Consider the following 12,909-nt stretch of genomic DNA (forward strand, 5'->3'; position numbering starts at 1 on the left):
TTTAACGCGATGTGCTTACGCTCGCGAGCATGGATCGCCAAAAGGAGTTCGTGCTACGCACCCTCGAAGAGCGAGATATTCGGTTCGTGCGACTGTGGTTCACCGACGTCCTCGGCTATCTCAAGTCGGTGGCGATCGCGCCCGCCGAACTGGAGGGCGCCTTCGAGGAGGGCATCGGATTCGACGGCTCCGCGATCGAAGGCTTCTCGCGGGTCTCGGAGGCCGACACCGTCGCCAAGCCGGACGCCTCGACCTTCCAGATCCTGCCGTGGGCGCACAAGGACGGCGCCCAGCACTCGGCGCGCATGTTCTGTGACATCGCGATGCCCGACGGCACCCCGTCCTGGGCCGACCCCCGGCACGTGCTGCGCCGCCAGTTGGCGAAGGCCAGCGACCTCGGCTTCTCGTGCTACGTGCACCCCGAGATCGAGTTCTTCCTGCTGGAGAACGGCCCGATCGACGGCAGCCCGCCGATCCCCGCGGACAGCGGCGGCTACTTCGACCAGGCCGTGCACGACCGCGCCCCCAACTTCCGGCGTCACGCGATCGACGCGCTCGAGTCGATGGGCATCTCGGTGGAGTTCAGCCACCACGAGGCCGCGCCCGGTCAGCAGGAGATCGACCTGCGCTACGCCGACGCCCTGTCGATGGCCGACAACGTGATGACGTTCCGGTACGTCGTCAAGGAGGTCGCGATCGACGAGGGTGTGCGGGCGTCGTTCATGCCCAAGCCGTTCGGCGACCAGGCCGGCTCGGCGATGCACACGCACATGAGCCTGTTCGAGGGCGACACCAACGCCTTCCACAACCCGGACGATCCGAATCAGCTGTCGGCGACCGGCAAGGCGTTCATCGCCGGCATCCTCGAGCACGCCAACGAGATCAGCGCCGTCACCAACCAGTGGGTGAACTCGTACAAGCGTCTCGTCCACGGCGGCGAGGCGCCCACCGCGGCGACGTGGGGACCGTCGAACCGGTCCGCGCTGATCCGCGTCCCGATGTACACGCCCAACAAGGCGTCGTCGCGGCGCGTCGAGGTCCGCAGCCCCGACTCGGCCTGCAACCCGTACCTGACGTTCGCGGTTCTGCTCGCAGCGGGACTGCGCGGCATCGAGAAGGGCTACGAGCTGCCGCCCGAGGCCGAGGACGACGTGTGGGCGCTCACCGGCGCCGAGCGTCGTGCGATGGGCTACAAGCCGCTGCCAGGCAGCCTGGCGGAAGCCCTTGCCGAGATGGAGAAGTCGGAGTTGGTCGCCGAGGCGCTCGGCGAGCACGTCTTCGATTTCTTCCTCCGCAACAAGCGCCGCGAATGGGAGGAGTACCGCAGCCAGGTCACTCCGTTCGAGCTGAAGGCCTACCTCGGCCTGTAGGGCCGATCCGATCAGGAAGATCCCGAGAGGTGACGCGCGTGCCCCGTCCGGCCGGTCCATGTTCCGCTGGTGACGACGTCCGGATCGGGGTGATCCGATGAAGCCCCCGTATGCCCGGTCGGCAGTGCCCGGGGTGGGCCGGCTCGGCCTCGTCGAGCCCACGGCGCCGGCCGAGCTGCAGGCCATCGGCTGGTCGAATCTGGACTCCGTCGAGCTGCTCTGGTCGCTCTCGCGTGCCGCGAACGCCGACCTCGCCCTCCGCACCCTGGTGCGGATGCAGGAGGGGCTCGGCGACGCGTGGGCCGAACTCGACCGCGCCCTGCACACCGACAAGGGTTTGCGCGGCAGGCTCCTCGGGCTGATCGGCGCATCCAGTGCCTTCGGCGACCACCTGGTGGCGGATCCGTCGTCGTGGAAGCTGCTGGCCGGTGACATGACGCTGCCGTCCAAGGACGAGTTGACGAGACGGTTGCTCGCGAGCGTCGGCGCGGTTCCCGAGACCGGTCCGAACGCATCGGCGATGCTGTACCGCGCCGAGCTGGCCGGGCCCGAAGCGATTGCGGCGCTCCGGAAGTGCTACCGCGACCAGATGATGGTGCTGGCCGCCGCAGATCTCGCCGCGACCGTCGAGAACGAGCCCGTCGTCCCGTATCAGACGGTGGGACACCAGCTTTCCGACATGGCCGACGCCGCGCTCACGGCGGCGCTCGCGGTCGCCGTCGCGGCGGTGAGCCCGGACGAGCCGTGCCCCGCACGCATCGCCGTAATCGCGATGGGCAAGTGCGGTGCGCGCGAACTCAACTATGTCAGCGACGTCGACGTCGTGTTCGTTGCCGAACCGTCGAATGCGATCTCGAGCCGCATCGCCGGCGAGATGATGCGGGTCGGATCGGCCGCGTTCTTCGAGGTCGACGCGGCGCTGCGTCCCGAGGGCAAGCGGGGCGAACTCGTCCGCACGCTGGACTCGCACATCGCGTACTACAAGCGGTGGGCCAAGACGTGGGAGTTCCAGGCGCTGCTCAAGGCCCGGCCGATGACCGGCGACCTCGAGTTGGGGCGGCAGTACACCGACGCCCTCGGCCCGATGGTGTGGACGGCGTCCGAGCGCGAGGACTTCGTGCCCGAGGTGCAAGCGATGCGTCGCCGTGTCGAGAACTCCGTGCCGCCCGAACTGCGCGAACGTGAACTCAAGCTCGGGCGCGGCAGCCTGCGGGACGTCGAATTCGCGGTCCAGCTGCTGCAACTGGTGCACGGTCGCGCCGACACGTCGCTGCGCGTCAAGAGCACCGTCGACGCGCTGACCGCCCTGGCCGCCGGCGGATACGTCGGCCGGGACGACGCCGCGAACCTGACGGCGTCGTACGAGTTCCTGCGTCTGCTCGAGCACCGCCTGCAGTTGCAGAAGCTCAAGCGCACCCACACGCTGCCGCCGCCGGACGACGAGGAGGCGTTGCGCTGGCTCGCCCGCGCCGCGCACATGCGCCCCGACGGCCGCAACGACGCGCTCGGTGTGCTGAACGCGGAGATCAAGCGCAACTCGCACCGCGTCCGGCGCCTGCACGCCAAGCTGTTCTACCGCCCGCTGCTCGAGTCGGTGGCGCGGCTCGACAAGGAGGCGCTGCGGCTCGGCCCCGACGCCGCCGTCCGGCAGCTGGCGGCGCTCGGCTACTCGGCGCCGCAGAACGCGCTCGGACACCTCACCGCGCTCACCAGCGGGGCGTCGCGCAAGGGTCGCATCCAGGCGCTGCTACTGCCGACGCTGCTCGAATGGCTCGGTGACACACCGGATCCCGACGCCGGGCTGCTCGCGTACCGACGGCTCTCGGACTCGTTGGTCGACGCCACGTGGTTCCTGCGCCTGCTCCGCGACGAGGCGTCGGTGGCGCAGCGTCTCATGACGGTGCTCGGTTCGTCGGCGTACATCCCGGACCTGCTCATCAAGGCTCCCGACGTGATCCGGCTGTTCGCGGACGGCCCGTCCGGTCCGCGACTGCTCGACCCGCAGCCCGAGGACGTCGCGCGCGGCATCCTGTCGTCGTCGGCGCGGTACGTCGACCCGGTGCGGGCCGTCGGGGCCGCCCGGTCGCTGCGCCGCTACGAACTGGCCCGCGTCGCGAGCGCCGACATCCTCGGCATGCTCGACGTCCCGCAGGTCTGCAAGGCGCTGTCGTCGGTGTGGGCGGCCGTGCTCAACGCATCGCTCGCCGCGGTGATCCGCGCCGACGAGGCCGAGGCCGGCCGGCCCGCACCGGCGCGGTTCGCGGTGATCGGCATGGGCCGGCTCGGGGGCGGCGAGCTCGGCTACGGCTCCGACGCGGACGTGCTGTTCGTGTGCGAGCCCCGTGAGGGCGCCGACGAGACGCGGGCAGTCAAGTGGGCCAACCTCATCGGCGACCGGGTGCGGACCCTGCTGGGCGCGCCGAGCACCGATCCGCCGCTCGAGGTCGACATCGGCCTGCGGCCCGAGGGGCGCAGCGGGCCGCTGGTGCGGACGCTGGCCTCGTACGAGGCGTACTACGCGCAGTGGGCCCAGGCCTGGGAGGTCCAGGCGCTGCTGCGGGCGCACGCGGTTGCGGGGGACGCGGACCTGGGGCTGCGGTTCCTGCACATGATCGACAAGACCCGCTACCCGGAGGGCGGCGTGTCGGAGCAGGCGGTCCGGGAGATCCGGCGGATCAAGGCCCGCGTCGACTCCGAGCGCCTGCCCCGCGGCGCCGACCCGGCCACCCACACCAAGCTCGGACGCGGCGGCCTCGCCGACATCGAGTGGACCGTGCAGCTCATCCAGTTGCGGCACGCCCACGAGATCCCGGCGCTGCACAACACGTCGACTCTCCAGACGCTCGACGCGATCGGCGCGGCGGAGTTGTTGAGCGAGACCGACATCGAGTTGCTGCGGGACGCCTGGCTGCTCGCCACCAAGGCGCGCAACGCGCTGGTGCTGGTGCGCGGCAAGCCCACCGACCAGCTGCCCGGGCCCGGCAAGGTGCTCGCCGCCGTCGCGCAGGTGGCCGGCTGGCCGGGCGGCGACGCCAACGAGTTCCTCGACAACTACCTGCGCGTCACCCGCCGGGCGAAGGCCGTGGTGCAGCGCGTGTTCGGAGGAGAGTGACCGTGAGCTCGGAGCTGTCGGTGGTCGAGGGCGGTACGCCGCTGGTCTACATGTTCGACGACCTGATGAAGTACCACGGCCCCGACGCGCCCGGCGGTGTCGCGCACGCGTTCACGGTGTTGCAGCGGGCGCTGCCACTGCTCGGTGACGGCGCTCCCGTCGAGCGCCGCGAGGTCGAGATCGCGACAGCGCACGGGGGACCGGGCGTGCGGGACGCGTTCGAGATGGTGACCCGCGCGGTCACCGGCGGAAGGTACGTCGTGGATCCCGCGCTGGCCCGGCCCGATCGTGGAAACACGCTCGCCGACTACGTCTTCCGGCTCACCTACCGGGGTCGGACCGTGACGCTGCAGGTGCGCGAGGGTTTCGTGGCGGACGAGTTCATCGAACTCGTGAACACGCCCGGACGCACCGACGCCGAGGAAGCCCGCCTCGTCGTGCTCAAGCGCGAGATGACCGACCGATTGCTGGCGGTGCCGGCCACCGAGGCCTACGACGTCGACTGACGTTCCCCTGAACAGCTGAAGGGTCCCTTCGGCGCCTGCGAGCGCACGAAGGGACCCTTCAGCTGTTGGGTGCTAGCTGCCGGTGTTGTCGAGCCAGCGGAGCAGCGCGTAGAGGAAGCGCGTCGACCCGGGCATGAAGTTGTTGCCGTGGTGGTACGTCGGGTCCAGCGTGGTCGCGATGATCCGTCCGGGCGTGGTGACGGTGTCCTCGAACAGCATCATCCCGGCGTCACGCGGGTCGCCGTTCTCGTCGGGTTCCTCCGAGACCAGCAGCGGGACGACGTCGGCGTCGGTGTGCAGCAGGCCGTGGTGGTGCCAGATCACCGACTTCGTCGACAGGTACTCCCACGCGTTGTGTTCGGGGCTGCGGGTGCGGATCAGCGGGTCCTCGCCCTCGAGCCACCACCAGAAGTTGGTGGGCCGCGCGGTCCAGCGGACGCCGGGTAGCCAGGTGTGCGCGGCGTTCTCGCCGAGCACGACGAGAGTTCCGCCCCGCTGCGCGACCGCGAGGATCTGCGCGGTGTGCTTCCGCAACAGTTCCGGGTGCAGCCGGTCGGCGAGGATCACGGTGTCGAAGGCGTCGAGATCGCCGTCGGCGAGGTCCGCGAGGTAGAGGAACTCGGGCTGGTGCGCTATGACCGCCGGATCCTTCAGCGTCTGCAGGTGGAAGTGCGATCCGCCGTGCACCAGCGCGAGTCGACGTCGCGAACGCGGCGCGCGATCGGTGCGGGCGAAGGGTTCGATGACGGTCATGCCTGGGACTCCTGCCGGGCGAGCCACGTGAGCAGCTGCGGGAAGATGCGGGCGGAGGTGTTCGGATCCTCCTGATAGACGGCGAGATCGATGCCGCCGTGCACCAGCACCTCGCCGTCACCGAGTGGATACACGTAGTCGACGGGCAGCGCGTGGCGGCCGATGCGGTTGGTGACGACCGCGCCGTCGGGCAGCTTCTGGCTGTAGCCGCGCCCGTAGAAGCCGGACACCCCGCGCCGGAAACTGACGTCGGCGGGATCGACGCCCTCCCACACCGGATGCGGGTCGCCTGCGGTGATCGCCAGATCCTTGGGGCCCGAGTACTGCAGCTTGCGCCACTGTCCCAGACCCTGCAGGAAGTCGGTGAGCGGGTGGCCCATGATCGCGATGCGCCCACCGGCAGTGACGAAGTCGGTGAGCAGTTCGCGGCGGCGCTCGAGGAAGATCTGGTCGCAGTTGCCGTTGATCAGCAGGCCGCGAACACCGCCGAGGTCGAGAGTGCCGAGGTCGTACAGGTCGACGGACTGCACCCGGCGCGCGGCGGTGGTGCCACCGGACATCCCGGTGTTGGTGCCCATCACCAGGTGCAGGACCGGTGGAAGTGACTGCGGGGCAGTCGTGTCGAGAGTCATCGTGAAGCCTTCTGAAGCGTGGCCGCGCGTTCTGCGGCCGTGAATGTGTCGTACCGGGTGTAGAGGACGGTGCGCGGGGCGCCGCGGTCGTCGATGGTGGCGCTCACCACGTCGATGCCGTACAGCTCGGTGAGCATGTCGTCGGTGACGAGGTCGGCGACGGAACCGAGACGGATGTCCGCGGGGGAGCGCATCACGATCGCGCACCCACCCAGGTGCAGCGCGTGATCCGGATGGTGCGTGGTGAGCAGGACGCCCATCCCGTCGGCCGCGAGGTCGCGCAGCAGTACCAGCACCCGAGCCTGGTTGCGCAGGTCCAGGGCCGAGACGGGCTCGTCGAGGATCATGAACTCGGCGTCCGACGCCAGTGCCCGCGCGATCAGCACGAGTTGCCGCTGCCCGCCGGACAACTCGGCAAAGCTGCGCGACGCAAGATCGGCGATGCCGACCCGGTCGAGGACCTCACGAGTGCGGGCGATGTCGGCCTTGCCGGGCACTGCGAACGCCGAGACCTTCTTCGCCCGGCCCATGAGAACCATGTCGAACACCGAGTACGCGAAGCTCGACAGGCCGGCCTGCGGGACGTAGCCGATCGCGGTGTTCCGCTCCACCCGTCCCTCGCGGAGCGGTGTGAGCCCGGCGATGCACCGGAGCAGCGTCGTCTTGCCCTGGCCGTTGGGGCCCAGGATCGACGTGATGCCGCCGTCGATCCGCAGGGTCGCGTGTCGGAACACCCAGTCGCGGCGCGGGTAGTGGAAACCGGCGTCCCGTAATTCGAGTCGGGCACTGCTGTCAAGCATCGATGAAGGCCTGTCTACGCGAATTCCGGAGCAGCAGAAAGAACACCGGGCACCGATGATCGCGGTGAGGATGCCGAGCGGGATCTCGCCGGAGCTGACGGTGCGGGAGAGCGTGTCGATGATCGTCAGGTATGCGGCACCGAGCACGAACGTCGTCGGCATCGAGATCCGGTGATCCGGTCCTACCCACAACCGGGCGATGTGCGGAACCACCAGACCCACCCAGCCGATGACGCCGGACACGGCGACCGCGCCGGCCGTCATGAGCGCGACCATCGTCAGCAGCACCGCCCGCAGCCGTCCCGGGTTCACTCCGAGCGAGGCGGCGTCGTCGTCGCCGAGCGAGAGGATGTTGATTCGCCAGCGCAGCCCGACGATGACGGCGGAACCCGCGAGGATCGGGACCGCCGCGATCAGCACCTTCGTCATGTCTGCGGTGGCCAGGGAACCCATGAGCCAGAACACGATCGACGGCAGCGTCGAGTACGGGTCGGCGACGTAGGTGATGAACGACACCAACGCCGAGAAGAACGCGCTCGTGACCACGCCACCCAGGACGATCATGAGGATCGCGCCGCCCGACCGGGTCCGGCCGATGAGCAGCACCATGCCGAGCGCGGCGAGTCCGAACAGGAATGCGCCGCCGACCAGGAACGTCGAGCCCAGCCCGAACATCAGCGCCAGCACGCCGCCGAACGACGCGCCGGACGAGACGCCCAGGATCTGCGGGCTCACCAGCGGATTGCGGAACGCGGCCTGCAGTGCGGCACCGCCCAGCGCGAGGCCGCCGCCGACCAGCATGCCGAGCAGCACGCGCGGAAGCCGCACCCCCAGCACGACATTGGACTCGGCGTCGGTCCAGGTGCGGGGGAGTGCGATCACCTCGTTGATCAGGATGCGGGCCACCTCGTTGACCGGCACCGTGTAACGGCCCACCGACAGCGAGATCAGACCGACCGCGACGATCCCGACGGCGAGGATCACCGGCACCACGATGCGCGACGACCGCCGCGCCCGCTGCTCGGTTGCGGTCTCAAGCACGGAAGGTGTCATAGCCCGCGCTGCCCGAGTTGGCCGGCACCTGGAGAATGCGGTCGACGTCCGTATCGGTGACGTCGTACGCGTACAGCGTGCGGTAGGTCTCCCGGATGCGCTGGCGTAGTTCGTGGTTCACGTCCGGGAAGAACAAACTAATGTAAGCCTTACCTGAGTGCCCTTTGTCTGGTTCCGAACCGACGAGGTCCGCGGGTGAAACGCCCGCGGACCTGTGGCGGAGTGTCGGCCTCAGCCGTTCGCGAAGAGGTGGATCCGCTGCTCACGGCTGCGCTCGAGGTGGGTGCGCATGTGCTCGCGCGCGGCGCGCTCGTCCCGGGTGCGGATCGCCTCGAGGATGTTGCTGTGCTCGGCATTGAGCAGGTCGGGCTCTCCGTAATTCGACGGCGGCCCGCTGTCGTAGATCCGCAACTGCGTCGTTAGCCGGACCAGCAAGGTCATGATCGTCGTGTTGTGGGCGGCCTGCCACAGCGCCTCGTGGAAGCGGAAGTTGTCGGTGCGGACCTCGGCGTCGTCCTTGGCTCCGCAGCACGAGTTGTGCAACCGCTCGAGCCGGGCCATGTCGAGGTCGGTGTGCCGAATCGCGGCGGCGCCGGCGGCCTCCGATTCGAGTGCGACGCGCGCGGCGTAGATCTCGATGACGTCCTCGGGGGTGCCGGAGCGGACCCGGAAGCCACGCGCGGCGCGCTCGAGCAGGCCGTCGTGCGCCAGCCAGTTCAGGGCCTCACGGATCGGGGTCCGGGAGGCGCCGTACTTCTCACTCAGTTGCGTCTCGTGCAGCGCCGCGCCCTGCGGGAACTTGCCGGCGAGGATGTCGGCGCGCAGGTGCAGGTACTGCCGGGACGTCTGGTCGGAGCGGCCGGCGGCATCGGTGGGTAAGAGCGCGCCGAGTTCCGTCAGGTCGTCCCCGTGTGTCATCGGTGCCCCATCTGTCGTTTCTGCTTCGGACTCGCTGATTATGCCATCGACGCCAGTCGGATACTTGCGTATACGCAAGTCGTCATTTAAGTTCGTGGGCGCTGATCGTCGTAGTGAGGATGTACAAGTTGTCGAGCGTTGCGTGGCCCCTGATCCAGGCGGAGGAACTCGCCGCCCTTCTCGGGGAGGGACGGGCGCCCGTTGTGCTGGACGTCACGGTTCTGCTCGCGCCGGCTCGCTTCGACGGCGACTACCGGCCCGAGTCGGGTGCGGCCGGGTGGCGGGAAGCCCACGTTCCGGATTCGCGGCACGTCGATCTCCTTGCCGCACTGTCGGACACCGGCCGGACCCTGCATTTCTCCCGGCCCCCGGTCGGCCGGCTCGTGGAAGAGCTCGCCGAACTGGGCATCGGATCCGGTTCCGACGTCGTCCTGTACGACCAGGGATCGATGACCTGGGCCTCCCGCGTCTGGTGGCTGCTCCGCAGCGTCGGAGTGGACGCCCGCGTCCTCGACGGTGGGTTCGCCCGGTGGCGGGCACTCGATCTGCCGATCGCGACCGGAGACGACGCGCCGGTCCGTCCGCCCGCGGCACCGCTCCACGTGACGGCGTATCGCCCGGCGTGGGCGGATCGGGTGGACGTGACCGCGATCGTCGAGGGACGGGCGCCCGGCACCCTGGTCTGCGCCCTCGCGCCGGCACAGTTCTCCGGCGCCGAGAAGACCCGCTACTCGCGACGCGGCCACATTCCCGGCAGCCGCAACCTGTCGGCGAAGAGCCTGCTCGACGCCACCGGCCGGCTCCGCTCGGTCGACGAACTCCGTGTCCTCGCGGCCGCGGAACTCTCCGATTCCGAGTCTCCGGTGGTCCTCTACTGCGGCGGCGGCATCTCGGCGTGCCTGTCTGCCCTCGGCCTGGTGGTCGCGGGCCGAGACGACATCAGGATCTACGACGGATCCCTCGAGGAGTGGACGGCTGATCCGGCGCTGCCACTCGTGACCCTGCCCGGCGGTGAACTGTGACCCGATGTCGTAGGTCCTGACCCCGCCCGCCCGAACTCGCTCTTCTCCCAAGGATTTCCATGACCCACACCATCACCGGTGACGACCTCGCCGCAGCTCTGGACGCGCTGCGCACCCAGGTGCCGCTCGTCCACTCGCTCACCAACATCGTGTCCGCGAACTTCCTCACCAACGTGGTGCTCGCGGCCGGCGCCAGCAACGCCCACATCGACAATGCCCACGAGGCAGCGGGATTCGCCCGCATCGCCGGCGGAGTGCTCGTCAACCTCGGCACCCCCGACGACGGCACAGCTGCGGCGTTCACACTCGCCGCCGAGGCCGCGCACGACGCCGGCACCCCGTGGGTGCTCGATCCCGTCGGTGTCGGCGGCCTGCCGTGGCGCAGTGGGCTGGCGGTCGATCTGCTGAAGTACCGGCCCACCGCGATCCGCGGCAACGCGTCGGAGATCATCGCCCTGGCCGGCCTGGGCGGCGACACCCGCGGGGTCGACAGCGCCGACGACGCCGCCGCGGCGGTGCCCGCGGCAGTTGCCCTGCTCGACCACGCCGACGTCGTCTCGGCGTCCGGGCCGGTGGACCACCTGGTCGGGCGGGACGCGGACGGTGACGTCGTCGGTGTGCGGATCGGCGGTGGCAGCGATCTGCTGCCACGGGTGACATCGACCGGCTGCTCGCTCGGCGGCCTGGTCGCGGCCTACCTCGCGGTCGCGCCCTCCCCGCTCGTCGGCCTCGCCGCCGCACACGCACACGTCGCGGTCGCGTCGGAGATCGCCGCAGCGAAGTCGTCGGGTCCCGGATCGTTCGCGGTCGAGTATCTCGATGCCCTGGCCGCCGTCGACGCGGCGACGCTCACCGAGCGCGCCCGCATCGAATCGCTCGACCTGGCGATCGTGGGTGGAAACCGGTGAGCATCAAGACGTTCTGGTACCTCACCCAGGCCGACGGCGACTTTCCGTGGAGCCCGGGCGGGCTCTACCCGGTGGACGGGGCGCGGCAGATCGCACTCGCCGAGACGATCGACGACGGCGGCTTCGACGGCGCCCTGGTCGCGACGTGGTCGAACGATCCTTTCGCGTCCGCGACGTGGGCGGCGTCGCACACGAGCCGGATGAAGTTCCTCGTCGCGATCTACGCCAACATGATCCCCGCGCGTCTGCTCGCCGAGAAGGCGCTCACGTTCGACGCCTTCACGGGCGGCCGGCTGATGATCAACTCGGTGAACGGCCGCGACAACATCCTCACCAAGTACGACATGAACGTCGAACACGATCGCCGCTACGAGTTGGGGGAGCAGTACTGGGCGGACTTCCGGCGCTACTACCGGGAGGGCACCGAGTCGAACTTCCCGAACACGCCGCTGCGGATCGACAGTGCGGCCGACCATGAGGTGCCGCTGTGGGGCACCGGTGATTCTCCGGCCGGGCTGGCGAACTCGGGCCGGGTGCTCGACGCGTACCTGGCGATGCTGCGCGAGACATCGTTCATCGAGGACAAGTTCGAGGGGGCGCGGGCTGCCGCGGCCGTGGCGGGACGCGAGTTCACCGACTTCGGCGCGCTGTCCGGCGTGATCGTCCGCCCGACCCGGGACGAGGCGATGGACCGGTTCCGGTCGCTGTTCGAGAAGGCCGGCATCGACCAGATCAGCGACGTTCTCGACAAGGCGGTGCGGCGCCGCACCGGCGGTCAGCAGGACCTGAAGACGTTCACCGCCCGCGACGCGCAGCGGCAGGGCTGGGTCGACACCATCGTCGCCGGAAAGATCCCCGAGCCCGACGATCTCTATCTCGGTGACGGCCTGTACGCCGGCATCACCGCATGGTCGCCGCTCGACATCTTCGCCACCGGGTCGTCTGCCGTCTACTACGTCGGCGCACCCGACGAGATCACCGACCATGTCCGGGTGCTGAAGCAGCGGACCGGACTGACGACGCTGATCCTGGCCGGGTGGCCGCTGATCGACGAGGCGAAGCAGGTGGCCGAGCACCTGATTCCGCGGTTCGCCGCACTCGACTGAGACATCCCGGGAGCGGGCGTCGTGACTGCAGTGGTCGCGGCGCCCGCTCCTCGTTGACGCGGCCCGCGCCCGCGAGAACAGTGAGAGATAGTCGTTCCTCGGAGGTGCCCGATGGTTGGCGCAGCACTGTTGGTCCGTGTGGAGGCGAAGCGCGGCAAGGAGACCGCCGTCGCCGACTTCCTCGAGAGTGCGCTGTCTCTGGTGCAGGAGGAGCCGGACACCACCGCCTGGTTCGCGCTGCGTTTCGGCCCGGCAACCTTCGGCATCTTCGACGCCTTCCCCGACGACGCGGGGCGCCAGGCGCACCTCGCCGGGAAGGTCGCGCAGGCTCTCATGGCGCGTGCCGACGAATTGTTCGTCGCGCACCCCACCATCACCAAGGTCGACGTGCTGGCGAGCACTCTGCCCGGCTGAGGCGCGGTCGAGAACCCGTCGCGATCATCGCTCGCGTAGACGAAACCGTGACCTTCGGGCCGTGACCTTGCGCTCCGTCGGGTGAACGCGGGCCAGGTCACAGCGCCGCTTCTGTCACCTGGATCACGAACCGCCCGGTCGCTCCCTCTTCTGCACCCGGCCGGGCTGTGCGCGCATAACTGCTGCTCAGCGAGGTAGTTCCGGCTGCCCTGACGCCCCGGCCGGACGACGACCACGTATACCTGCATACCCGAACAGGTACCCGTGCGCGTAGTTCTACGGATGTATCGAAACCATAACGACGGAACTCTGGGT

General features: G+C 69.5%; 12 protein-coding genes and 1 pseudogene. 7 read left to right on the forward strand and 6 right to left on the reverse strand.

The window, feature by feature from the left end; translation table 11 throughout:
• The first annotated feature begins 29 nt into the window (after positions 1-29).
• The 3 genes from glnA to ABEU20_RS02410 all read left to right on the forward strand — a co-directional run bounded on the left by glnA (position 30) and on the right by ABEU20_RS02410 (position 4,988).
• Complete coding sequence (glnA, locus tag ABEU20_RS02400; RefSeq protein ID WP_420162779.1) at positions 30-1,370, forward strand: type I glutamate--ammonia ligase; 1,341 nt, start codon at positions 30-32, stop codon at positions 1,368-1,370.
• A 97-nt stretch (positions 1,371-1,467) separates the two neighbouring features.
• The gene (locus ABEU20_RS02405; protein ID WP_420162780.1) at positions 1,468-4,482 is read left to right on the forward strand and encodes a bifunctional [glutamine synthetase] adenylyltransferase/[glutamine synthetase]-adenylyl-L-tyrosine phosphorylase; all 3,015 of its coding nucleotides are present in this window, start codon (positions 1,468-1,470) and stop codon (positions 4,480-4,482) included.
• A gap of 2 nt (positions 4,483-4,484) precedes the next feature.
• Positions 4,485-4,988 (forward strand): hypothetical protein, encoded by a 504-nt coding sequence (locus ABEU20_RS02410; RefSeq protein WP_420162781.1) that lies wholly within the window; start codon positions 4,485-4,487, stop codon positions 4,986-4,988.
• A 72-nt stretch (positions 4,989-5,060) separates the two neighbouring features.
• Here ABEU20_RS02410 and ABEU20_RS02415 read toward each other — a convergent pair whose 3' ends face one another.
• From ABEU20_RS02415 to ABEU20_RS02440, 6 genes and pseudogenes are all read right to left on the reverse strand, one after another.
• On the reverse strand, positions 5,061-5,741 hold the full coding sequence (locus ABEU20_RS02415; RefSeq protein ID WP_420162782.1) for a hypothetical protein: 681 nt from the start codon (positions 5,739-5,741) through the stop codon (positions 5,061-5,063).
• Positions 5,738-6,373: a hypothetical protein gene (locus tag ABEU20_RS02420; protein WP_420162783.1), complete on the reverse strand. Its 636-nt coding sequence runs from the start codon at positions 6,371-6,373 to the stop codon at positions 5,738-5,740. Before ABEU20_RS02420 ends, ABEU20_RS02415 begins: the two co-directional genes overlap by 4 nt.
• Positions 6,370-7,173 carry an ABC transporter ATP-binding protein gene (locus tag ABEU20_RS02425; RefSeq protein WP_420162784.1) on the reverse strand — a complete coding sequence of 268 codons (804 nt, stop codon included), beginning with the start codon at positions 7,171-7,173 and terminating at the stop codon, positions 6,370-6,372. Before ABEU20_RS02425 ends, ABEU20_RS02420 begins: the two co-directional genes overlap by 4 nt.
• A pseudogene (locus ABEU20_RS02430) lies at positions 7,166-8,226 on the reverse strand (FecCD family ABC transporter permease). The gene ABEU20_RS02425 and the pseudogene ABEU20_RS02430 overlap by 8 nt, the downstream one beginning before the upstream one ends.
• Positions 8,207-8,347 (reverse strand): hypothetical protein, encoded by a 141-nt coding sequence (locus ABEU20_RS02435; protein ID WP_420162785.1) that lies wholly within the window; start codon positions 8,345-8,347, stop codon positions 8,207-8,209. The pseudogene ABEU20_RS02430 and the gene ABEU20_RS02435 overlap by 20 nt, the downstream one beginning before the upstream one ends.
• Before the next feature lie 110 nt (positions 8,348-8,457).
• The gene (locus ABEU20_RS02440; RefSeq protein WP_420162786.1) at positions 8,458-9,144 is read right to left on the reverse strand and encodes a GntR family transcriptional regulator; all 687 of its coding nucleotides are present in this window, start codon (positions 9,142-9,144) and stop codon (positions 8,458-8,460) included.
• Positions 9,145-9,263: 119 nt separating this feature from the next.
• On the opposite strand from ABEU20_RS02440, the gene ABEU20_RS02445 reads away from it, so the two are divergent.
• From ABEU20_RS02445 to ABEU20_RS02460, 4 genes are all read left to right on the forward strand, one after another.
• Entirely contained in the window at positions 9,264-10,166 is a 903-nt protein-coding gene (locus tag ABEU20_RS02445; protein WP_420163130.1) for a sulfurtransferase, read from the forward strand.
• A 59-nt stretch (positions 10,167-10,225) separates the two neighbouring features.
• The gene (gene thiM / locus ABEU20_RS02450; protein ID WP_420162787.1) at positions 10,226-11,074 is read left to right on the forward strand and encodes a hydroxyethylthiazole kinase; all 849 of its coding nucleotides are present in this window, start codon (positions 10,226-10,228) and stop codon (positions 11,072-11,074) included.
• On the forward strand, positions 11,071-12,180 hold the full coding sequence (locus tag ABEU20_RS02455) for an LLM class flavin-dependent oxidoreductase (protein WP_420162788.1): 1,110 nt from the start codon (positions 11,071-11,073) through the stop codon (positions 12,178-12,180). Before thiM ends, ABEU20_RS02455 begins: the two co-directional genes overlap by 4 nt.
• 111 nt (positions 12,181-12,291) lie before the next feature.
• Positions 12,292-12,594: a putative quinol monooxygenase gene (locus tag ABEU20_RS02460; protein WP_420162789.1), complete on the forward strand. Its 303-nt coding sequence runs from the start codon at positions 12,292-12,294 to the stop codon at positions 12,592-12,594.
• Positions 12,595-12,909: the final 315 nt, after the last annotated feature.

The organism is Rhodococcus parequi, from assembly GCF_046042785.1.
Lineage (GTDB): Bacteria > Actinomycetota > Actinomycetes > Mycobacteriales > Mycobacteriaceae > Prescottella > Prescottella parequi.